The sequence below is a fragment of the Nocardioides carbamazepini genome (genome assembly GCF_024614185.1).
Lineage (GTDB): Bacteria > Actinomycetota > Actinomycetes > Propionibacteriales > Nocardioidaceae > Nocardioides > Nocardioides carbamazepini.
The window spans coordinates 592,711-613,353 of record NZ_JAHTLF010000025.1; the positions used below are offsets into that span (position 1 = coordinate 592,711).

The following is a 20,643-nucleotide window of genomic DNA, read 5'->3' on the forward strand; positions in this document are numbered from 1 at the left end:
CTAGGGTGTCGGTCGTGGATCGACTCCAGGTGCAGTGGGCCGGCGGGACCCGGACCTTCGCCGGGCCGCGGGTCGTGGTCGGGCGCGAGCTCGACTGCGACGTCCCGGTCACCGACACCCGGGCGTCGCGGCGCCACGCCTACCTGCAGGTCGAGGACGGCGGCTGGGTCGTGGTCGACGCGAGCAGCAACGGCACCTTCGTCTCCGGCCGGCGCATCACCCGGCTGCAGCTGACCGGCGCACCGGTCAGCCTGCACCTCGGCGGCCCGGCCGGCGAGCCGGTCGTCGTGAGCATCGTGCCGGCGACCTCGCGGCCCGTGCCGGCGGCGCCGGAGCCTGCGCCGCCGGGTGAGTTCTGGACGAACCTGCCACCGCCGCAGGTTCCCGCGAACGACGGGCCGGCCGATGCCTGGCGCCCGGCCGGCGTACTCCCTCCGGGGCAGCTGCCGCACGGCCACTCCGTCGTCCTGCCCCAGCAGGTCCGCGCGGGTGGCGCGCTGACCATCGGCCGCGACCAGGGCAACGACATCGTGCTCGCCGACCCGCTGGTCAGCCGCCGCCACGCGCGGCTGGAGCCCGCGACACCGGCCACCCCGGCGGTGCTGCACGACCTCGGGTCTTTCAACGGCACCTTCGTCGACGGCCAGCGGGTGCAGGGCGCCGCCCGGCTCGCCGTCGGGGCCGAGGTCATCGTCGGCAACCAGACCTTCCGCTGGGACGGCCACCAGCTGATCGCCTCGGCGACCGTCCACGAGTTCACCCTGTACGCCGACGGGCTGACCCAGGTCGTCGGCGGCGGCAAGCGGCTGATCGAGAACATCTCGTTCCGGCTCGAGCCGCGCAGCCTCACCGCGGTCATCGGCCCCTCGGGTGCGGGCAAGTCCACGCTGCTCGGCGCGCTCACCGGCCTCAGGCCGGCCAGCCACGGCCGGGTGATCTGGCAGGGGCACGACCTCTACCAGCACTACGACCAGCTGCGCTTCCAGATCGGACTGGTGCCGCAGCAGGACATCCTGCACCCGCAGCTGAAGGTCCGGCAGGGCCTGCGGTTCGCCGCGCAGCTCCGGCTGCCGCCCGACACGACGGCGCAGGAGTGGGACCACCGGGTACAGACGGTCGCGCAGCAGATGCAGCTCACCGAACGCCTCGACAACCGGATCGGCACCCAGCTGTCCGGCGGCCAGCGCAAACGGGTCTCCATCGCCACCGAGCTGCTCACCGCGCCGCCGCTGCTCTTCCTCGACGAGCCCACCTCCGGGCTGGACCCGGGTCTCGACCTCGAGGTCATGCGACAGCTGCGCAGCCTCGCCGACGACGGCCGCGTCGTCATGGTCGTCACCCACTCGGTGCTCGCGCTCGACGTCTGTGACAACGTGCTCGTGCTCGCCCCGGGCGGGCGGATCGCCTACTTCGGCCCGCCCGCCGGGGTCCTGGCCCACTTCGGGGTGACCACCTACCCGGAGGTCTTCGACCTGCTCGACGAGCCCGACCTGTGGCAGCGGATCCCCCCGCAGCAGCACGCCGTCGACACCTCGGCGCTACCGCGGCAGTCGCACGGCGGCGGCGTACCCGCTCCGCCGCGGCAGTCCGTGTCGCGGCAGCTGGGCACCCTGGTGCGGCGCAACCTGGCCGTGGTGTTCGCCGATCGACTGCTGCTGGGGATGCTCGTCCTGCTCCCGCTGATCCTCGGCGGCCTGAGCCGCGTCGTGCCCGGCACCGCCGGCATCTCGATCGCCGAGGCCGGCGGCCGGGGCGGTGAGGCGCAGCAGCGCCTCACGGTGCTGATCGTCGCCGCCTGCCTGATGGGCACGGCGCTGGCCATCCGCGAGCTGGTGGGGGAGCGGCCGATCTTCCGACGGGAGTACGCCGTCGGCCTCTCGCCCGGCATCTACTTCACGAGCAAGGTGCTCGTCCTCGGCACCGCGGCGTTCGGCCAGGGTCTGGTCGTCACGTTCCTCGCGACCGTCGGCCTGCCCGGTGCTGACGGGTCGGCGGGCACGCTCCGCGTGGTGCTGGCGATCGCGGTCCTGTCCGCGGTGATGGTCGTCATCGGCCTCGCGCTCTCCGCTCTGGTGACGAGCGCCGAGCAGACGATGCCCGCCCTGGTCGGGCTGGTGATGCTGCAGCTGGTCCTCTCGGGTGCGCTCTTCGAGATCGCCGGCCGGGCGCTGCTCGAGCAGCTCGCCTGGCTCTCCCCGTCGCGCTGGGGGTATGCCGCCTCGGCCTCGGCGATCCAGCTCGTGGACCGCTTCGAGGGAACCGACCAGGCGGACTGGATCGCGCAGAGCGGCGCCGGGCACTACCTGATGGACCTGACCGTCCTCGTCCTGCTCGGCGCCGCGGCGTTCGGGATCGGCCTGCTGCTGGTGCGGCGCAGCGCCACCTCCGACGACTGACGGCGCCGCTCGGGAATGTCCGGGCCGGTGATCGCCTTGGAACTGGCGATGTCTCTCACGCTCTCCGTCCTCGACCTCGTCCCCGTCCGCAGCGACCAGTCCACGGGCGACGCGCTCGCGGCGACCCTGGATCTGGCCCGGACCGCCGACGGGCTCGGCTACCGCCGCTTCTGGCTCGCCGAGCACCACAACATGCCGGCGGTCGCGGCGACCAACCCGCCGGTCGTGATCGGCCTGGTCGCCTCGGCCACCGAGCGGATCCGGGTCGGGTCCGGGGGAGTGATGCTGCCCAACCACGCGCCGCTGGTCGTGGCCGAGCAGTTCGCGCTGCTCGAGGCGGCCTTCCCGGGGCGCATCGACCTCGGCATCGGCCGGGCCCCGGGCTCCGACCCGGTCACCAGCTGGGCGCTGCGCCACGGCGCCGGCGGCGTGAGCGACGAGGGGGTCACGCGCTTCCCCGAGTACGTCGACAACGTGCTCGCCATGATGGAGCCGGCCGGTGTCGGGCTGGCCCTGCGGGGCTCCCAGCACGTGCTCAGGGCCACGCCGGCCGCGACCTCGGTCCCGCAGATCTGGCTGCTCGGCTCCTCCGACTACTCGGCCCGGCTCGCCGCGGAGAAGGGCATGCCCTACGTCTTCGCCCACCACTTCTCCGGCTCCGGCACCGCCGAGGCGCTCGAGCTCTACCGCTCGACCTTCCAGCCCTCTCCCCAGCTGGCCGAGCCGCGCACCTTCCTCACTGTCAACGCCTCGGTCGCCGAGACCGCCGGCGAGGCGGAGCGCCTCGCCCTGCCCCAGCTGCTCCAGATGCTCGCGCTGCGCACCGGCCAGCCACTGATCGCCCAGCGCACCGTCGAGGATGCCGAGACGATCGTCGAGGCCGGGCTGCCCGCGGGCCACGACAGCCTGGTCGACGCGATGCGCCGGCGCTGGGTGATCGGAGACGCCGCGGCCGCGCGCGCCGAGCTGGCGGACCTCGCGGCGTCGTACGGCGTCGACGAGGTGATGGTCAACCCGGTCGGCGGCGCCTTCCGCGGCACCGACCCGCGGACCTCCCCCGCGCGGGCGAGGACCCTGGAGCTCCTGGCGGGCTGAGTCGCCTGCCTCGGCGATTTAGAGTTCGTTGACGCCAGCACATAGACTGGCGTGTCGGTCCAACGTGGGTTCTGTGTGTGGTGCACGGCCCACGAGGTCCACTCGGTTGCTCACGGGCAGCGGAGAGGTTCCCGGGCCACCGGTAGGACATCGTATTCCCGAGCAGATTGTGAGACATGGCGAAGAAAGAGGGCGTCATCGAGATGGAGGGCTCCGTCGTGGAGGCCCTCCCGAACGCCATGTTCCGAGTCGAGCTGAGCAACGGCCACAAGGTCCTCGCTCACATCAGCGGCAAGATGCGGCAGCACTACATCCGGATCCTCCCCGAGGACCGTGTGGTGGTGGAGCTCTCGCCGTACGACCTGTCCCGCGGACGGATTGTCTACCGCTATAAGTGAGCCGCCGGCTCACTTCTCCGCCACTAGCTAGAAAGGGCTGACATGAAGGTCAACCCGAGCGTGAAGAAGATCTGTGACAAGTGCAAGGTGATCCGTCGCCACGGCCGCGTCATGGTGATCTGCGAGAACCCGCGCCACAAGCAGCGGCAAGGTTAGTTTGGCCGAGCGTGTCGCCTGTCGAAGGCTGCGCACGGACCCTTCGGGCCCATGCTTGCCTCCGACGCGCTTCGCGCGGGCGCCACGCTGCCGGCCTGGACCAGGATGATCTCGGGTGCAACCCGGAGATGGCTTGGTCCGGACAACTGAATAACTCACAACGTGATCGCTTAGGCCCCAGGGCCGAATCACCTCCGGAGCGGATGGCCGGAGCTGGGCACAACGAGTACGACCGCCCGGACGCATCACGACCACACCACCGTGACTGTTCGAAAGGAAGCCACCATGGCACGCCTCGTCGGAGTCGACCTGCCGCGCGACAAGCGCATCGAGGTCGCACTCACCTACATCTACGGCATCGGCCGTACCCGCGCCCAGCAGCTGCTGGAGGCCACCGGCGTCAGCCCGGACCTCCGCGTCCACGAGCTGGGTGACGAGGAGCTGGTCAAGCTCCGCGACGAGATCGAAGCGAACTTCAAGATCGAGGGTGACCTCCGTCGCGAGGTCCAGGCCGACATCCGTCGCAAGATCGAGATCGGCAGCTACCAGGGTCGCCGTCACCGCATGGGCCTTCCGGTCCGCGGCCAGCGCACCAAGACCAACGCTCGTACCCGCAAGGGCCCGAAGCGCACGGTTGCCGGCAAGAAGAAGGCCAAGTGATCTGAGCCTCCGGCTCGACACTGCCTCACGACCAGCTTTCTCAAGGAGATAACGCATGCCTCCCAAGGCTCGCGCGGGCGCCAAGAAGGTGCGCCGCAAGGAGAAGAAGAACGTCGCTCAGGGCGAGGCCCACATCAAGAGCACGTTCAACAACACGATCGTCACGATCACGGACCCCACCGGTGCGGTGATCTCGTGGGCCTCTGCCGGCACCGTCGGCTTCAAGGGCTCCCGCAAGTCCACCCCGTACGCCGCTCAGATGGCCGCCGAGGCCGCTGGCCGTCGGGCGATGGAGCACGGCATGAAGAAGATCGACGTCTTCGTCAAGGGCCCGGGTTCGGGCCGCGAGACGGCGATCCGCTCGCTGGGTGCTATCGGCCTCGAGGTCGGGACCATCCAGGACGTGACCCCCGCCCCGCACAACGGCTGCCGCCCGCCGAAGCGCCGGCGCGTCTGACCGGCGACGAGAGACTTAGAGGAGAACCGACATGGCCCGTTACACCGGACCCCTGACCAAGAAGTCGCGCCGGCTCGGCGTCGACCTCGTCGGCGGCGACGCCGCCTTCGAGAAGCGCCCCTATCCTCCCGGCCAGCACGGCCGCGCGCGGATCAAGGAGAGCGAGTACCGCAACCAGCTGCAGGAGAAGCAGAAGGCGCGCTACACCTACGGCGTGCTGGAGAAGCAGTTCCACAAGTACTACGTGGAGGCTGCCCGTCGCCAGGGCAAGACCGGCGACAACCTCGTCCAGCTCCTGGAGTGCCGCCTCGACAACGTGGTCTACCGCGCCGGCTTCGCCCGGACGCGTCGCCACGCCCGCCAACTGGTGACCCACGGTCACTTCCTGGTCAACGGCAAGAAGGTCGACATCCCGTCGTTCCAGGTGACCCAGTACGACATCATCGACGTGCGCGAGAAGTCGCTCGAGATGACCCCCTTCATCGTGGCTCGCGAGACCCACGGCGAGCGGATCGTCCCGGCCTGGCTCGAGGCGCTCCCGTCGCGGATGCGTGTGCTGGTGCACCAGCTGCCCGTGCGTGAGCAGATCGACCTGCCGATCCAGGAGCAGCTCATCGTGGAGTACTACTCCAAGAAGTGACCACTGGGGGCTTCGCCCCAGACCCCCCAAGGTCTGGGCGAGCCCCCAGCGTTACTTCACCCGCTCATCTCTTCTCCATCCGCACCACGTCTGGGTCCTCATATAGCGGTCGGCCCGGAAAGGAACGAAAAAAGTGCTCATCGCACAGCGCCCCACCCTGTCGGAGGAGACCGTCGACCAGTTCCGGTCGCGCTTCGTCATCGAGCCGCTCGAGCCCGGCTTCGGCTACACGCTCGGCAACTCGCTGCGTCGTACCCTCCTCTCCTCGATCCCCGGTGCCTCGGTCACGAGCATCAAGATCGACGGCGTCCTCCACGAGTTCTCGACCCTCGAGGGCGTCAAGGAAGACGTCACCGAGATCATCCTCAACCTCAAGGGCCTCGTCGTCTCCTCCGAGCACGACGAGCCGGTCACCATGTACCTGCGCAAGTCGGGCGCCGGTGACGTGACGGGTGCCGACATCGCGCCGCCGGCCGGCGTCGAGGTCCACAACCCCGACCTGAAGATCGCCACCCTCTCCGACAACGGCAAGCTCGAGCTCGAGCTCGTCGTCGAGCGGGGCCGCGGCTACGTCTCGGCCGTCCAGAACAAGGGCGCCGACAACGAGATCGGCCGGATCCCGGTCGACTCGATCTACAGCCCGGTCCTCAAGGTGACCTACAAGGTCGAGGCCACCCGTGTCGAGCAGCGCACCGACTTCGACAAGCTCGTCATCGACGTCGAGACCAAGCCGTCCATCCTGCCCCGCGACGCCATCGCGTCGGCCGGAAAGACGCTGGTCGAGCTCTTCGGCCTGGCCCGTGAGCTCAACGTCGAGGCCGAGGGCATCGACATCGGCCCCTCGCCCGTCGACGAGCAGCTCGCCGCCGACCTCGCCCTCCCGGTCGAGGACCTGCAGCTGACCGTGCGGTCCTACAACTGCCTCAAGCGCGAGGGCATCCACACCGTGGGTGAGCTCATCAGCCGCTCGGAGCAGGACCTGCTGGACATCCGCAACTTCGGTGCGAAGTCCATCGACGAGGTCAAGGCCAAGCTGCACGAGATGGGTCTGTCCCTCAAGGACAGCGCCCCGGGCTTCGACCCGTCGGCCGCCCTGGCCAACTACTCGGACGACGAGGACGACGACGAGTCGTTCATCGAGTCCGAGGAGTTCTGAGTCTGATGGTGTGAGGGTGTCGCACAGTCGACGAGGTCCGCACGGGCGCTCGCTGCGCTCGGCCCGCGGGCCCTCGTCGACGCAGCTTCGCCGCGGGCGACACCCTCACACCGCGGTTGTCCTTCGTAGGACCACCGTCGGTCTGGCGGCAACACAGCCCAACAGTCGTGTGCCGTAGAAGCAGAACCGTAGTAGCAGAACCCAGCTGCACCGCCGGGACGGATCCGTCCCGGTCCCAGATTCCGGTACCTGACACGGCCGGACCCAGCACCCGGTACCTCGTACGGCCGGGCAGGAAAGCGAGAACGCAATGCCCAAGCCCAAGAAGGGCCCCCGCCTCGGCGGCAGCGCCGCGCACCAGCGCCTCATCCTGTCGAACCTGGCCACCGCGCTCTTCGAGCACGGCCGGATCACGACCACCGAGGCCAAGGCGCGCACCCTGCGCCCGTACGCCGAGAAGCTGATCACCAAGGCGAAGAAGGCCCACGCCGGCGAGAACCCGCTGCACCAGCGCCGCGAGGTCCTCAAGGTCATCCGCGACAAGGGTGTCGTGCACACCCTGTTCCAGGACATCGCGCCGACCTTCTCCGAGCGTCCCGGTGGCTACACCCGGATCACCAAGATCGGCAACCGTGCGGGCGACAACGCCCCCATGGCCGTGATCGAGCTGGTGACCGAGGCGTACGCCCCGTCCGCCCCCCAGGCCGCGCCGGCCGCTGCTCCGGCTCCGGCTCCGGCCGAGGAGGCTCCGGAGGTCGAGGCCACCGAGGCCGAGGCCCCCGAGGTCGAGGAGACCGACGCCGCTGAGGCTGAGGCGCCCGAGGCCGAGGCGCCCGAGGCCGAGGTTGCCGAGGAGGCTCCCGCCGAGGAGTCCGCCGAGGAGTCCGCCGAGGACACCGACAAGGCCTGAGCCAACGCTCGTCTGCGCCGGCCCGTCACCCGTGAGGGTGGCGGGCCGTCGTGCTTTTCGAGTGCCCCGGCGCCGTCCGTAGACTGGGCTTCATGACGATCGACCTGGGAACGCCACGCCTGCTCGAGGACGTCGAGCGCGAGGTCCTGCTCGCCGCCCCGCGCGGCTACTGCGCCGGCGTGGACCGGGCGGTCGTGACGGTCGAGCAGGCCCTGGACCTCTATGGGTCCCCGGTCTACGTGCGCAAGCAGATCGTCCACAACAAGCACGTCGTGGCCAACCTCGAGTCCCGCGGCGCGATCTTCGTCGAGGAGCTCGACGAGGTGCCGGTCGGCGCCACGGTCGTCTTCTCCGCCCACGGCGTCTCGCCGGCGGTCGTGAACGAAGCCGCCGAGCGTGACCTGAAGACCATCGACGCCACGTGCCCACTGGTGACGAAGGTGCACCGAGAGGCGGTCCGCTTCGCGGCCGACGGCTACACCATCCTGCTCATCGGTCACGCCGGTCACGAGGAGGTCGAGGGCACGGCGGGCGAGGCGCCCGACCAGACCGTCCTGGTGGAGCACCCCGACGACGTCGCCAAGCTCGAGTTCCCGCCCGACGCCAAGCTGGCCTGGCTGTCGCAGACCACGCTGAGCGTCGACGAGACCATGGAGACGGTGCGGCGGCTGCGCGCGAAGTTCCCGCAGCTCGAGGACCCGCCCAGCGACGACATCTGCTACGCCACCCAGAACCGCCAGGTCGCGGTCAAGGAGATCGGCGCGGCCGCCGACCTGGTGATCGTCGTCGGCTCGGCCAACTCCTCCAACTCGGTGCGCCTCGTCGAGGTGGCCATCGAGGCCGGCGCCAAGGCGTCGTACCGCATCGACGACGTGTCCGAGCTGGACGAGTCCTGGCTCGACGGCGCCGCGACCGTCAGCGTGACCTCGGGCGCGTCGGTCCCCGACCACCTCGTCACCGAGGTCCTGGCCTATCTCGCCGAGCGTGACTATCCCGATGCCCGGGCCGTCCAGACGGCCGAGGAGACGCTCGCCTTCTCCCTGCCCAAGGAGCTGCACCGCGACCTCAAGGCCGCCGGGCGTAGCACCAAGACCGCAGTCCGGCTCTGATGGCCCGCTACCTCGACATCCATCCGGACAACCCGCAGCCGCGGGTGCTGCAGCAGATCGTCGACGCGCTGCAGGACGACGCGCTGATCGCCTATCCGACCGACTCCGGCTACGCCCTCGGCTGCCGGGTCGGCAACCGCGACGGACGCGACCGGATCCTGCGCATCCGGGGCCTCGACGACAAGCACCACTTCACCCTGGTGTGCCGTGACTTCTCGCAGCTCGGCCAGCTGGTCCACGTCGACAACGCCGCCTTCCGGGCGATCCGCTCCGCGACCCCGGGGCCCTACACCTTCATCCTGCCGGCGATGCCGGAGGTGCCGCGGCGCCTGCTGCACCCCAAGAAGCGCACGGTCGGGGTCCGGATCCCCGACCACACGTTCGTGCAGGCACTCCTCGCGGAGCTCGGCGAGCCGCTCCTGACCTCGACCCTGATCCTGCCGGGGGAGACCGAGCCACGCACGATGGGCTGGGAGATCAAGGAGGATCTCGACCACGACGTCGACATCGTCGTCGAGGCGGGGGAGACCCCGGCCGAGCCCACCACCGTGGTCGACTGGTCCGACGGTGCGCCCGAGGTGATCCGCCGTGGCGCGGGGGACCCCGACCGCTTCTAGCACCGTGTCCGTCATCGAAGGGAATCTCGTGAAGTACGTCGTTGCCGCCGTCTTGTCCCTCGCCCTCGTCATCGGCCCCGCGGCCGGTGTCTCCTCCGCCGAGGCGACCGCCGAGCGGCACAGTGCCGGCTCGGACCGGACCAAGGTGCTCAAGACGGCCAAGGCGGTCCGCGCGTACCGGAAGGCGACCGGCGCCGCCCCGGACGACGGCTATGCCAACGCCGCCCTGGTCACGTCACCGAAGGTCGGCTACCAGCGGGTCGGCGTGAAGCAGTTCTGCGTCTACACGAACGCAGCCCGGAGCCTGAGCGGCAAGAAGGCCGCCTGGTTCTACGACTCGAAGCGCAAGCGGGCCTTCCGGGCCAGCCGCAACGCGCTCCTGGGCTCGCACTCCGTGTGCGGCAAGGCCGCCCGCACCCGGCAGCAGCAGGTGGTGCAGATCCGGGTCGATCTTGCCGTGGCCGACGTGCTGATCGCCGCCGGCGTGGTCCGGTCGGTCGCGGCCGGCGGTCCTTACCCCACCGGCGCGGGCGACATCGACCTGCTGCACTTCGAGAAGACCTACGGCGTGAAGTTCGCCAAGGGCAACCGGATCCACGGGTACGGCACGAGCGGCTACGGCGCGTCCTTCGATATCTGCATCGCGCACCGAACCGGCCCCTGGGCGCTGTACCGATCCACCACCGGCACGGTCGAGACGGGGACGAAGAAGGCCCGCTGCGGGTCGCACGTCGGCACCATGTGACATCCCGGTGTGACCTGCCCCGCGCTGTAACTACCTGTTCTTGCCTCTGCCGTACCGGTCTACGGGTCAGGTACTGGCAAGAACAGGTAGTTACAGCTCCGCGGGTCCGCAGGATCAGCCGCGGTGACGCTCCACGAAGGAGCGCCGCAGCGCCAGCAGGCCCAGGCACGCGGCGTACCCGAACGCCAGGGGGATCCCGTGCCGGGACAGACCGGCGATGGTCGCCTGGGCCAGCCCGTCGTCCGGGCGCGCGATGCTGCCCGGGTCGCTGAGCGCGAGCATCAGGACGACGAGTGCCATCCCCAGTGGCGGCAGGACGCCGACGACGAAGAAGTCCTGGGGCCGGACGGCGAGCGCGGCTCCGACGCAGATCGTCACGAACGCCAGGTCGAAGAACAGCCCGAGGCGCTCGGAGAGCAGCAGGTCGAGCACCGTCGCCGTCAGGAGCAGCGCGATCGCGAGGGAGGCCACCTCCCGGCCGGGACGGCGGCCTTCCTCCCACAGGGTGGTGGTCGGGCCAGGGCGCTGGCGCACCGCACTGCTCACTCCTCCACGCTAGGCCATCCCCTCGACGGATTCAGGGACTCAGCCGGCGGCCGCTGGCCGTGTCGAAGACGTGGGCGGCGCCCTCGGGCACCGCGACGTGCAGGACGTCGTCCGGGCCGACGTGCCCCCGCGCGGGGAGTCGCACCGCCACGGTGACGGTGCGGTCGCCGAGCTCGGCGGTGCCGTGGGCGAAGCCGTCCGAGCCGAGCTCCTCGACGAGGTTGACCCGGACCGGTACGCCGGCGCCGGGTGCGACCAGCGACCAGGACTCCGGCCGCACGCCGAGGGTGACCTCCGGAGTGAGGCAGGCGCGGGTGCCGGGGTCGACCGGGACGGGGTGCCCGCCGAGCGTGATCCCGTCGCTGCCGACCTCGGCGGCCAGCAGGTTCATCTGCGGTGATCCGATGAAGCCGGCGACGAACAGGTTGGCGGGGCGGTCGTAGAGCGCCAGGGGCGTGTCGATCTGCTGGATCTCGCCGGCGTTCATGACCGCGACCCGGTCGCCCATGGTCATCGCCTCGACCTGGTCGTGGGTGACGTAGACGGTCGTGACGCCGAGCTCGCGCTGCAGCCGGGCGATGTCGCTGCGGGTCTGCACGCGCATCTTCGCGTCGAGGTTGGACAGCGGCTCGTCCATGCAGAAGACCTGGGGGGAGCGGACGATCGCGCGGCCCATCGCGACGCGCTGCCGCTGGCCCCCTGAGAGCTGCTTCGGCTTGCGCTCGAGCAGGTCGGTGAGGCCGAGCAGGGCGGCGGCGTCGGCGACCCGGCGCTCCCGCTCCGCGCCGTCCACCTTGGCGATCTTGAGCGCGAAGCCGAGGTTCTCGCGCACCGACTTGTGCGGGTAGAGCGCATAGCTCTGGAAGACCATCGCGATGTCCCGGTCCTTGGGGGCGAGCCGGGTGACGTCGCGGTCGCCGATCAGGATCCGCCCGGCGTCGACCTCCTCGAGGCCCGCGAGCATGCGTAGGGTCGTGGTCTTGCCGCAGCCCGAGGGGCCGACCAGGACGAGGAACTCGCCGTCCTCGACGACGAGGTCGATCCCGGGGACGGCGGGGGCGTCCGCACCGGCGTACCACCGCTGCGCGCCCTCGAAGGTGATGCTGGCCATCGCTGCTCCTTGAGAGATCCGTGTGACCTGGATCGCATTCTGCCCTTGCGAGGGTATATGTAAGTGTGCTGAACTAACAAACATGTCCTGGCGCAGCCCGACCACTCGCTCGCCCCGTGAGCGGATCAAGCTCGACCGTGCCGACTCCCGTCGTCACCACCGCTCCATGCTGCTCCAGGAGCTGTTCGCCGCCGGCCCCGCCAGCCGCGCCGACCTCGCCCGCAGCAGCGGTCTGACCCGGGTCACCGTCTCCGACCTCGTCGCCGAGCTGCTCGTGGAGGGCCTGGTCGAGGAGCTGGGCACGCCCATCGAGAGCCGCGTCGGCAAGCCCCCGACCCTCGTCGGGCTGGTGGCCGACGCCAAGCATGTGGTCGCGATCGACCTGTCCGTCGACGACCAGGTCGCCGGGGCGGTGCTGACCCTCGAGGGACGGGTCGTGCTGCGCGACGCCCGGCCGCGCGAGGGCCGCATCGGAGCCGATGCGGTCACCTTGGTGCGAGAGTTCGCGGCGGACCTGATCGCCCGCAGCAGCCGTCCGCTGCTCGGGGTCGCCGTGGCGACGCCGGGCGTGGTCACACCCGACGGCGTCGTCCTCGACGCGCCCAACCTCGGCTGGCACGACCTGCACCTCGCCGACGGCCTCGCCGACGCACTCGACCTTCCGGTCTACGTCGCCAACGACGCGAACACCGCGGTGATGGGGGAGTTCGTGTTCGGCAGCCGGGGCGAGGGCGGCCTGTTGCTGCTCCGGCTCAGCACCGGTGTCGGCGCCGGCATCGTGATCGGCGGCGCGCTCCTGCACGGACAGGGCGGGGCCGCCGGGGAGATCGGCCATGTGCAGGTCGACCCCGACGGCCCCCTGTGCGGCTGCGGCCGGCCGGGCTGTCTGGAGACCTACCTGGCCGTCCCGCGGCTGCGCCGCGAGCTGGCCGAGGCGCCCGCCGGCCTGGCCGACGCGGTGCTGGCCGACGCGGGCGACCGGCTCGGCCAGGCGCTGGCACCGGTCGTCGCCACGCTCAACCTCGGCGAGGTGGTGCTCAGTGGACCAGCCGACCTGGTCGAGCCGCTGGCCCGCATCGCCGAGCAGGCGGTCCGGGACCGGGTGATGCCGGTGTCGGTCCAGCAGTTCGTCGTCCGTACGTCGTCCCTGGGCGACGACGGCGTACTCGCCGGAGCCACGGGCGTCGTGCTCGCCGGCGAGCTGGGGGTGTCCTGACCGTGAGGAAGACCGAAGGGAAGCAAGCGGTGCGATTCAACAAGACACAGGCGCTCAGGGGGGTGGCCGTCGTGGCGGTCACCGCCCTGCTGGGCGTGACCAGTGCATGCGGATCCGACGACGGTGACGGCGGCGGGTCGAACGGAGGCTCGGGCAAGGCCGAGATCGTCGTGTGGCTCAACGGCGCCGACACGCCGGACGACGCGCGCGCCTGGCTCAAGGAGACCTTCGAGGACGAGCACCCCGGCTCCACGCTGAAGATCGAGCAGCAGGAGTGGGAGGGACTCGTCGAGCGGCTGACCACCGCCCTGACCTCGGCCGACCAGACCCCCGACGTGGTCGAGGTCGGCAACACCCAGGCGGCGACGTTCACCACCGTCGGCGCGTTCAGCGACCTGACGGACGACCTCGACAGCCTCGGTGGCGACGACCTGCTGCCCGGCTTCGTCGAGGCGGGCTCGGTCGACGACAAGACCTTCGCGGTGCCCTACTACGCCGGGTCGACGTATGTCTTCTACCGCAAGGACCTGTTCGAGAAGGCCGGCATCACGGAGGTCCCGGCCACCATGGCCGACTTCGTCGCGGCGGCGAAGAAGCTCAAGCAGGACAGCGGGCAGGCCGACTTCTCCGGCTACTGGCTGCCGGGCAAGGACTGGCGCGACGGCGCCGCGTTCCTGTGGGACGCGGGCGGCGACTTCGCCGCGCCCGACGGCGACGGCTGGCAGGCGACGCTGTCCTCGGCGGAGTCGATCAAGGGACTCGAGACCTTCCAGGACCTCTACACCTCGGCCTCCGGCGCACCCGCCGACGCCAACGAGTCCGATCCGGTCACGCCCTTCTGCGCCGGCAAGATCGGCATGATGTCCCGCCCGGGCTGGGTCTACGGCATGCTCACCGACGAGGAGAGCGGCTGCCCCGAGCTCGCCGAGCAGGTCGGCGTCTTCGCCCTCCCGGGCAGCGACGGCGAGCCCGCGCCGGTGCTCCTCGGCGGCTCGAACATCGCGATCTCGGCGAAGTCGCCCCACCAGGATCTCGCGCGTGCCGCCGTCGAGCTGATGCTGAGTGAGGACTACCAGACCATCCTCGCCGAGGCCGGCCTCACCCCGGCCAAGCAGTCCTACGCGAGCAAGCTCGGCGACGACGAGTTCGCCCAGGCCACCATCGAGGCGGCGTCGAACGCCAAGCTGACCCCGCCGGCGGCCAGCTGGGCCACCGTCGAGGGCAAGTTCGTGCTCGAGGACCTCTACAGCCGGATCGCGCAGGGCGGCGATGTGAAGAAGCTTGCCGCGGAGGCCGACGAGCAGATCAACTCTGAGCTGAACTGACTGGATTTGCCCGAGCGTGTCGCATCCGGTGCGCGCCGCCGAGCCTGAGTCGCACAGCAGAGCATCTTGTGCGCTAGGCCCCCGGCGCGCACCGGGCGGCTTCGCCGCCGTGCGCCACGCTGCCGGGCTGAGAGACGGGAGGGTCTGATGGGTCGCCGTAGCCTGCCGCTGGGCCTGGTGCTGCCCGCGATCGCGCTGCTCGCGCTGGCCCTCGGCTATCCACTGGTGCGGCAGGTGGTGCTGTCGCTGCAGGAGTTCGGGCTCGCCCAGCAGTTCGGGCAGCCGCCGGAGTGGATCGGCCTCGGGAACTACCGCGACCTGCTGACCGACCGCGAGCTGTGGGTCGTCGTGCTCCGCACGGTGGCGTTCTGCTTCGTCAACGCCGGCCTCACCTTCGGGATCGGGCTGGCGCTGGCGCTGCTGATGGCGCGGATGAGCCGGCCGGTGCGGATGCTCGCCCAGTGCGGCCTGCTCCTCGCCTGGGCGATGCCGGTCGTCGCGGCGATGACGGTGTGGCAGTTCCTCTTCGACACCGAGTACGGCGTCGTGAACTGGCTGTTGACCAGGGCGGGCGGTGACTTCACCGGGCACGGCTGGCTGCTCGACCCGTGGTCCTTCTTCCTCGTGGCGACGATCGTCGTGGTCTGGATGAGCGTCCCGTTCGTCGTGTTCACGCTCTATGCCGCGCTCACGCAGGTGCCCGAGGACGTGATGGAGGCGGCCGAGATCGACGGTGCCGGGACCTGGCAGCGGTTCGTCCACGTCGTGCTGCCGGCGATCCGGCCGGTGCTGCTCGTGGTGATCCTGCTCCAGGTGATCTGGGACCTGCGGGTGTTCACCCAGATCTACACGCTCCAGAAGGCCGGTGGCGTCAGCAACGACACCAACCTGCTCGGCACCTATATCTACACGCTCGGCATCAAGGGCGGTGACTTCGGCACGGCGGCGGCGGCCGCGATGTTCATGCTGGCGCTGACGATCGTGCTGACCGCGCCGTACGTCCGGCTGATGATCAAGCAGGAGGACTGAGCGCCATGGCCCGTCGTACCCCCACCGCCGTCCGGATCGGCGCCGACCTGATCGGGATCCTGGTCCTCCTGGGCTGTGTGTTCCCGGTCTACTGGATGGTGAGCCGGTCCTTCCTGCCACGCAACGAGATCAAGGGCGAGGACCCGGTCCTGTTCCCGTGGAGCGGGACCCTGGACAACTACCGCAGGATCCTCGGCGACGACGACTTCGCGGACGCGATGGTCACCAGCCTCAGCGTCACGCTGCTGACCGTCGGGGTGGCGATCCTGTTCGCGTTCCTGGCGGCGGTCGCCGTCAGCAGGTTCCGGTTCCGCGGCCGGCGTACCTTCATCCTCACCCTGCTGCTGATCCAGATGATCCCGGCGGAGGCGCTGTTCATCAGCCAGTACAAGATGCTCGACGGGATGGGGCTGCTCAACTCCGTCATCGGCCTGACCCTCGTGTACGTCGCCGGTGTGCTCCCGTTCACCGTGTGGACCCTGCGCGGGTTCGTCGACGGTGTCCCGCGCGAGCTCGAGGAGGCGGCGATGATGGACGGCTGCTCCCGGACCCAGGCGTTCTTCCGGGTCACGCTGCCGCTGCTGGCTCCCGGCCTCGTGGCGACCGGTGTGTTCGGGTTCATCCAGGCGTGGAACGAGTTCACGCTCGCCGTCGTCGTGATGACGGACCCGGCGAAGGAGACCCTGCCCGTATGGCTGGTGGCCTTCACCGACGCCCGCAGCCGCGGGGTCGACTGGGGCGCGATCATGGCGTCCTCGACGCTGATCACGATCCCGGTGATCGTCTTCTTCCTCATCGTCCAGCGCCGGATGGTGTCGGGCCTGACCGCGGGCGCGGTGAAGGGATGAGCGCCGCCGAGGCCGCGGCCGAGGTCGCGGAGCTGGCATTGCGGGTCCAGCTGGCGTCCTTCGCGGGACCCACGCTGCCCGGGGAATGGGGCGTCCTGCTGGCGGAGGGACTGGGCGGGATCTGCCTGTTCGGCTCCAACCTGACCGGCTCGCCGGCGGATGCGGCGGCGCTGGTGGCGTCGGTCCGCGAGGTGCGGCCGGACGTGCTGGTGGCGACCGACGAGGAGGGCGGCGACGTCACCCGGCTGCACCCACGGGAGGCCAGCCCGGTGCCGGGGGCGGCGGTGCTCGGTGCGGTCGACGCGGTCTCCCTGACCCGGCAGGTCGGTGCGGCGGTGGGTGTCGAGCTCGCGTCGGTCGGGGTCGACCTCGATCTCGGCCCGGTCGCCGACATCAACGGCAACCCCGACAACCCGGTCATCGGTACCCGTAGCTTCGGCGCGGATCCGGCCCTCGTCGCCCGGCACGTCGCCGCCTGGGTGGAGGGACTGCAGTCGACCGGCGTGGCGGCCTGCGTCAAGCACTTCCCGGGCCACGGCGACACGGCGGAGGACAGCCACCTGACGCTGCCGGTGCTCTCCGCGTCGGCAGCGGTGGTGCGTGGCCGCGAGCTGGCGCCCTTCGCAGCCGCCGTCGCGGCGGGTGCGGCGTCGGTGATGACCTCGCACATCCTGGTGCCGGCGGTGGATCCCTCCTGGCCGGCGACGTTGTCGGCCCCGGTCCTGAGGCTGCTGTGGTCCGAGCTCGGGTACGACGGCGCGATCGTCAGCGATGCCCTCGACATGGCGGGAGCCTCCGCCTCGCGGGGTATCCCGGAGGCGGCGGTGCTCGCCCTGGTCGCCGGGTGCGACCTGCTCTGCATCGGCCCCGACAAGGAGGCCTCCGTGGTGCGTGAGATCCAGGCCGCGATCGTGGGCGCCGTCTCCTCGGGCCGTCTTCCCGTCGCGCGGCTGGCCGATGCCGCGGCGCGGGTGAGCCGGATCCGGCGAGATGTCGGGGACGTACGTCCGAGGGGCCGGGAAGGTACGCCCGAGGTGACGGTCCTGGTCGCGGCCGCGCGGCAGGTGTGCATCGTCGAAGGGCCGCTGCCCGACCTGTCGGGGGCCCGCGTCGTCCGGGTGGAGACCGAGGCGAACATCGCGGTCGGGCCCGGACGCTGGGGCCTGGCCTCCGACCTCGTCGTGGTGGGTGGCGAACCGCTGCCCGCCGGACCCGTCGTCGTCCAGGTCCGGGACGCGCACCGGCGACCGGAGGTGGCCACCGCGCTCGCCGCGCACCCGGGCCCGCTGGTGGTCGTCGAATGGGGCTGGCCCGGCCCTCGGACGGGGTGGGAGGCCGCGCCGCACGCGCGGATCTGCACCCGGGGCAACGGACAGCCGTCGATCACGGCGGTGGCGGAGCTGTTGGGAGAGGCGGGACTGCACAGGTGAGCGGCGTGCTCGTGGGACTCGACATCGGGGCCACCAAGATCCTCGGCGTCGTGACGTCGGCCGAGGGCGAGGTGCTCGCGTCCGTACGCGTCCCGAGCCCGGCCGGCGGCGACCAGGTCGTGACCGCGGCGGCGGACGTCGTCGAGAGGCTGCGTGCGTCGGCGCGCTCGGGCGTCGGGGTCGTCGGCGTCGGCATCCCCGGGCTGGTCGACACCTCCCGGGGGACGGTGCGCCACGCGGTCAACCTGGGCGTGGCCGACGGGTACCCGTTCAGCGAGCGGCTCGGCGCCGCGACCGGTGCGCGGATCGTGCTCGACAACGATGCCAACGCCGCCGCGCTCGGGGCGGCGGCGCTGCTGGGCGAGCGCGACCTCGGGTACCTCAGCCTGGGCACCGGTCTCGCGGCCGCCCTCGTGCTCGACGGCCGGCTGCGCCGCGGGTCCGGCAATGCAGCCGGGGAGATCGGCCACATCCCCGTCGACCCGGCCGGCCCGCGCTGCGAGTGCGGTCAGGTCGGCTGCCTGGAGACGGTCGCCTCGGGCTCGGCGGTCGCGGCGCTCTGGCCGGGGAACGGGCAGCCCGCGGCGCAGGCGCTGTTCGACGCCGCGGCGGCGGGCTCGGCCGATGCCGCGGCCGTGCGGGACCGGTTCGCGGCGCGGGTCGCGGACGCGGTGCGCCTGGTCGCGCTGACCGTCGACCCGACGGTCGTCGTCCTCGGTGGTGGCGTCGCCCAGGTCGGGGAGCGGCTCCGGGTCGCGGTCGCGCACGCGCTGGCCGAGCAGGCGGCGACCTCGCCGTTCCTGCGCTCGCTGGACCTGCCCGGCCGGCTGCGGCTGGCGCCGCTCGACCGCCCCGTCGCCGCGCTCGGCGCCGCACTGCTGGGGCGGGCGCCGTGAGCTCGCTGCGGGTGGTCGGCGGCTCCGTCGACGTGACGATCGTGGACGGGCTCGTCGCCAGCGTCGCGAGCGGCGCCGTCGACGCACCGGTGTACGACGCGAGCGGGCTGCACGTCCTGCCCGGGCTCGTCGACCTCCAGGTCAACGGCGCTGCCGGGATCGACCTGACCCTCGGGCCGGAGCGGCTGTGGGAGGTGGCGGCGGCGCTGCCGAGGCACGGAGTGACGGCGTTCCTGCCGACGATCATCACGTCGTCACCCACGGCCCGGTCGACGGCGCTGACGGTCCTGGCGGCCGGGCCTCCTGCCGGCTGGGCGGGTGCCCGGCCGCTCGGCCTGCACGTCGAGGGGCCGATGATCGCGCCCGCACGCAAAGGCGCCCACCCGGCGTCCTGGCTGGTTCCGCCGTCCGCCGAGGTGGTCGCGGACTGGTCGCGGGAGGCCGGTGTGGCGATGGTGACGATCGCGCCCGAGCTGCGGGGAGCCCTGGACGTCATCGCGACGCTGGTGGATCGGGGGGTGGTGGTCGCGGTCGGCCACACCGAGGCCAGCGCCGAGCAGGTGGCCGCCGCCGTCGACCGAGGTGCCCGCGCGGTCACCCATCTCGGCAACGCGATGCCCGCGCTCGCCGGTCGTGAGCCCGGGGCGGTGGGTGCGGCGCTGGCCGACCCGCGGCTGGTGGCCGGCGTGATCGCGGACGGGCATCACCTGCATCCCACGACCCTCGCCGCCTATGCCCGCGCGCTCGGTCCCGACCGACTGCTCGCCGTGACGGACTGCACCGCCGCACTCGGCATGCCGGACGGCCCGGCCCGGCTGGGGGACCAGCGGGTCGTCGTACGGGAGGGGACGGTGCGGCTCGAGGACGGCACCCTCGCCGGGTCGGCCGCCTCGTTGCCGGAGTGCCTGCGGGTGTTGCGGTCGGCGACCGGCTGGTCGCTCGCCGACGTCGTCGGCTGCTGCACGTCGGTCGCCGCGGACCTGGTCGGCGACCCGTCCCGCGGGCGCCTCGTCGAGGGTGCGCGCGGTGACCTGACCCTCGTCGACGACGAGCTGCGGGTGGTGGCCACCGTCGTCGGCGGTCGCCTGCTGCACGGAGGTGAGCGCTGATGGAGGTCGTTCCCCTGGCCGATGCCACGGAGGTGGCGGACCGCGGCGCGGACGTGGTCGAGGCCCTGGTGCGCTCGCGCGGGCAGTCCGCCGTGCTCGGGCTGGCGACCGGGTCGACCCCGCTGCCGACGTACCGGGAGCTGATCCGTCGTCACGAGGCCGGCTCCGGGCCGTCGTACGACGGAGTGCGGTGCTTCACGCTCGACGAGTACGTCGGCCTGGCGGCCGATCACCCCGAGAGCTACCGCGCCACCATCGCCCGCGAGCTCACCGACCCGCTCGGGATCCCCGCTGACCGGGTGCACGGCCCCGACCCGGCCCCGGACGGACTGGCGACGGCGGGGGAGCGCTACGAGGAGGCCCTGGTCGCGGCCGGCGGGGTCGACGTCCAGATCCTCGGGATCGGGGCCGACGGCCACCTCGCCTTCAACGAGCCCGGCTCGTCGCTGGCCTCGCTGACCCGGCTCAAGACGCTGACCGAGGAGACGCGCCGCGACAACGCGCGCTTCTTCGACTCGATCGACGACGTGCCGCGGCACGTGCTCACCCAGGGCCTCGGCACCATCCTGCGCGCCCGGCACCTGGTACTGCTCGCCACCGGAGCCGGCAAGGCGGCCGCGCTGGCGGCCGCCGTCGAGGGTCCGCTCTCCGCGTCCTGCCCGGCGTCGGTGCTCCAGCTGCACCCGCACGTCACCGTGCTGGCCGACGCCGCCGCTGCCGAGAAGCTGGCGCGGCGGGACCACTACCGCGAGGTCTACGACGCCAAGCCGCCCTGGCAGGGGTTGTAGCTCGGC

General features: G+C 71.5%; 22 protein-coding genes. 20 read left to right on the plus strand and 2 right to left on the minus strand.

Annotated features, from left to right (window positions below):
- The first annotated feature begins 14 nt into the window (after window positions 1–14).
- The 12 genes from KVF89_RS28960 to KVF89_RS29015 all read left to right on the plus strand — a co-directional run bounded on the left by KVF89_RS28960 (window position 15) and on the right by KVF89_RS29015 (window position 10,339).
- Window positions 15–2,396: an FHA domain-containing protein gene (locus tag KVF89_RS28960; RefSeq protein ID WP_273475542.1), complete on the plus strand. Its 2,382-nt coding sequence runs from the start codon at window positions 15–17 to the stop codon at window positions 2,394–2,396.
- A gap of 48 nt (window positions 2,397–2,444) precedes the next feature.
- Window positions 2,445–3,491 (plus strand): LLM class flavin-dependent oxidoreductase, encoded by a 1,047-nt coding sequence (locus KVF89_RS28965; RefSeq protein ID WP_257430619.1) that lies wholly within the window; start codon window positions 2,445–2,447, stop codon window positions 3,489–3,491.
- A gap of 176 nt (window positions 3,492–3,667) precedes the next feature.
- Window positions 3,668–3,889 carry a translation initiation factor IF-1 gene (gene infA / locus KVF89_RS28970; protein ID WP_028656368.1) on the plus strand — a complete coding sequence of 74 codons (222 nt, stop codon included), beginning with the start codon at window positions 3,668–3,670 and terminating at the stop codon, window positions 3,887–3,889.
- 42 nt (window positions 3,890–3,931) lie between these two features.
- On the plus strand, window positions 3,932–4,045 hold the full coding sequence (rpmJ, locus tag KVF89_RS28975) for a 50S ribosomal protein L36 (protein WP_008361054.1): 114 nt from the start codon (window positions 3,932–3,934) through the stop codon (window positions 4,043–4,045).
- Between the two features lie 285 nt (window positions 4,046–4,330).
- Entirely contained in the window at window positions 4,331–4,705 is a 375-nt protein-coding gene (rpsM, locus tag KVF89_RS28980) for a 30S ribosomal protein S13 (protein ID WP_036547929.1), read from the plus strand.
- Window positions 4,706–4,760: 55 nt separating this feature from the next.
- Complete coding sequence (rpsK, locus tag KVF89_RS28985; RefSeq protein WP_038681087.1) at window positions 4,761–5,162, plus strand: 30S ribosomal protein S11; 402 nt, start codon at window positions 4,761–4,763, stop codon at window positions 5,160–5,162.
- Between the two features lie 31 nt (window positions 5,163–5,193).
- On the plus strand, window positions 5,194–5,802 hold the full coding sequence (rpsD, locus tag KVF89_RS28990) for a 30S ribosomal protein S4 (protein ID WP_257430626.1): 609 nt from the start codon (window positions 5,194–5,196) through the stop codon (window positions 5,800–5,802).
- Window positions 5,803–5,935: 133 nt separating this feature from the next.
- Window positions 5,936–6,958 (plus strand): DNA-directed RNA polymerase subunit alpha, encoded by a 1,023-nt coding sequence (locus tag KVF89_RS28995; protein WP_257430627.1) that lies wholly within the window; start codon window positions 5,936–5,938, stop codon window positions 6,956–6,958.
- Between the two features lie 310 nt (window positions 6,959–7,268).
- Window positions 7,269–7,868, plus strand: coding sequence for a 50S ribosomal protein L17 (rplQ, locus tag KVF89_RS29000; RefSeq protein ID WP_257430628.1), 600 nt, complete (start codon window positions 7,269–7,271; stop codon window positions 7,866–7,868).
- Between the two features lie 92 nt (window positions 7,869–7,960).
- The gene (locus KVF89_RS29005) at window positions 7,961–8,977 is read left to right on the plus strand and encodes a 4-hydroxy-3-methylbut-2-enyl diphosphate reductase (RefSeq protein WP_257430629.1); all 1,017 of its coding nucleotides are present in this window, start codon (window positions 7,961–7,963) and stop codon (window positions 8,975–8,977) included.
- Window positions 8,977–9,594, plus strand: a complete 618-nt coding sequence (locus KVF89_RS29010) for an L-threonylcarbamoyladenylate synthase (RefSeq protein WP_257430630.1) — start codon at window positions 8,977–8,979, stop codon at window positions 9,592–9,594. Before KVF89_RS29005 ends, KVF89_RS29010 begins: the two co-directional genes overlap by 1 nt.
- Window positions 9,595–9,598: 4 nt before the next feature.
- On the plus strand, window positions 9,599–10,339 hold the full coding sequence (locus KVF89_RS29015; RefSeq protein ID WP_257430631.1) for a hypothetical protein: 741 nt from the start codon (window positions 9,599–9,601) through the stop codon (window positions 10,337–10,339).
- 114 nt (window positions 10,340–10,453) lie between these two features.
- Here the strand turns inward: KVF89_RS29015 and KVF89_RS29020 are convergent, their stop codons facing one another.
- The gene (locus tag KVF89_RS29020) at window positions 10,454–10,885 is read right to left on the minus strand and encodes a DUF6542 domain-containing protein (RefSeq protein ID WP_257430632.1); all 432 of its coding nucleotides are present in this window, start codon (window positions 10,883–10,885) and stop codon (window positions 10,454–10,456) included.
- A 31-nt stretch (window positions 10,886–10,916) separates the two neighbouring features.
- Window positions 10,917–11,996, minus strand: a complete 1,080-nt coding sequence (locus KVF89_RS29025; protein WP_257430633.1) for an ABC transporter ATP-binding protein — start codon at window positions 11,994–11,996, stop codon at window positions 10,917–10,919.
- A gap of 82 nt (window positions 11,997–12,078) precedes the next feature.
- Between KVF89_RS29025 and KVF89_RS29030 the strand changes: the two genes are divergently transcribed.
- The 8 genes from KVF89_RS29030 to KVF89_RS29065 all read left to right on the plus strand — a co-directional run bounded on the left by KVF89_RS29030 (window position 12,079) and on the right by KVF89_RS29065 (window position 20,637).
- Window positions 12,079–13,212 (plus strand): ROK family transcriptional regulator, encoded by a 1,134-nt coding sequence (locus tag KVF89_RS29030; RefSeq protein WP_257430634.1) that lies wholly within the window; start codon window positions 12,079–12,081, stop codon window positions 13,210–13,212.
- A gap of 29 nt (window positions 13,213–13,241) precedes the next feature.
- Window positions 13,242–14,537 carry an extracellular solute-binding protein gene (locus KVF89_RS29035; RefSeq protein ID WP_257430635.1) on the plus strand — a complete coding sequence of 432 codons (1,296 nt, stop codon included), beginning with the start codon at window positions 13,242–13,244 and terminating at the stop codon, window positions 14,535–14,537.
- Window positions 14,538–14,684: 147 nt separating this feature from the next.
- A complete protein-coding gene (locus KVF89_RS29040; protein ID WP_257430636.1) occupies window positions 14,685–15,566 on the plus strand; it encodes a carbohydrate ABC transporter permease in 882 nt (293 codons plus the stop codon).
- Window positions 15,567–15,571: 5 nt separating this feature from the next.
- Window positions 15,572–16,414, plus strand: a complete 843-nt coding sequence (locus tag KVF89_RS29045; RefSeq protein ID WP_257430638.1) for a carbohydrate ABC transporter permease — start codon at window positions 15,572–15,574, stop codon at window positions 16,412–16,414.
- Entirely contained in the window at window positions 16,411–17,844 is a 1,434-nt protein-coding gene (locus KVF89_RS29050) for a glycoside hydrolase family 3 N-terminal domain-containing protein (RefSeq protein ID WP_257430639.1), read from the plus strand. The genes KVF89_RS29045 and KVF89_RS29050 overlap by 4 nt, the downstream gene beginning before the upstream one ends.
- A gap of 5 nt (window positions 17,845–17,849) precedes the next feature.
- Window positions 17,850–18,740, plus strand: a complete 891-nt coding sequence (locus tag KVF89_RS29055) for an ROK family protein (RefSeq protein ID WP_257430640.1) — start codon at window positions 17,850–17,852, stop codon at window positions 18,738–18,740.
- On the plus strand, window positions 18,737–19,849 hold the full coding sequence (gene nagA, locus KVF89_RS29060; RefSeq protein ID WP_257430641.1) for an N-acetylglucosamine-6-phosphate deacetylase: 1,113 nt from the start codon (window positions 18,737–18,739) through the stop codon (window positions 19,847–19,849). Before KVF89_RS29055 ends, nagA begins: the two co-directional genes overlap by 4 nt.
- The gene (locus KVF89_RS29065; RefSeq protein ID WP_257430642.1) at window positions 19,849–20,637 is read left to right on the plus strand and encodes a glucosamine-6-phosphate deaminase; all 789 of its coding nucleotides are present in this window, start codon (window positions 19,849–19,851) and stop codon (window positions 20,635–20,637) included. Before nagA ends, KVF89_RS29065 begins: the two co-directional genes overlap by 1 nt.
- The last annotated feature ends 6 nt before the right edge of the window (window positions 20,638–20,643 follow it).

Bases quoted from the DNA above. Each gene is read 5' to 3' on its own strand.
- KVF89_RS28965 (WP_257430619.1), top strand. From the start codon at position 2,445: ATGTCTCTCACGCTCTCCGTCCTCGACCTCGTCCCCGTCCGCAGCGAC.
- infA (WP_028656368.1), top strand. From the start codon at position 3,668: ATGGCGAAGAAAGAGGGCGTCATCGAGATGGAGGGCTCCGTCGTGGAG.
- rpmJ (WP_008361054.1), top strand. From the start codon at position 3,932: ATGAAGGTCAACCCGAGCGTGAAGAAGATCTGTGACAAGTGCAAGGTG.
- rpsM (WP_036547929.1), top strand. From the start codon at position 4,331: ATGGCACGCCTCGTCGGAGTCGACCTGCCGCGCGACAAGCGCATCGAG.
- rpsK (WP_038681087.1), top strand. From the start codon at position 4,761: ATGCCTCCCAAGGCTCGCGCGGGCGCCAAGAAGGTGCGCCGCAAGGAG.
- rpsD (WP_257430626.1), top strand. From the start codon at position 5,194: ATGGCCCGTTACACCGGACCCCTGACCAAGAAGTCGCGCCGGCTCGGC.
- rplQ (WP_257430628.1), top strand. From the start codon at position 7,269: ATGCCCAAGCCCAAGAAGGGCCCCCGCCTCGGCGGCAGCGCCGCGCAC.
- KVF89_RS29005 (WP_257430629.1), top strand. From the start codon at position 7,961: ATGACGATCGACCTGGGAACGCCACGCCTGCTCGAGGACGTCGAGCGC.
- KVF89_RS29010 (WP_257430630.1), top strand. From the start codon at position 8,977: ATGGCCCGCTACCTCGACATCCATCCGGACAACCCGCAGCCGCGGGTG.
- KVF89_RS29025 (WP_257430633.1), bottom strand. From the start codon at position 11,996: ATGGCCAGCATCACCTTCGAGGGCGCGCAGCGGTGGTACGCCGGTGCG.
- KVF89_RS29030 (WP_257430634.1), top strand. From the start codon at position 12,079: ATGTCCTGGCGCAGCCCGACCACTCGCTCGCCCCGTGAGCGGATCAAG.
- KVF89_RS29040 (WP_257430636.1), top strand. From the start codon at position 14,685: ATGGGTCGCCGTAGCCTGCCGCTGGGCCTGGTGCTGCCCGCGATCGCG.
- KVF89_RS29045 (WP_257430638.1), top strand. From the start codon at position 15,572: ATGGCCCGTCGTACCCCCACCGCCGTCCGGATCGGCGCCGACCTGATC.
- KVF89_RS29050 (WP_257430639.1), top strand. From the start codon at position 16,411: ATGAGCGCCGCCGAGGCCGCGGCCGAGGTCGCGGAGCTGGCATTGCGG.
- KVF89_RS29065 (WP_257430642.1), top strand. From the start codon at position 19,849: ATGGAGGTCGTTCCCCTGGCCGATGCCACGGAGGTGGCGGACCGCGGC.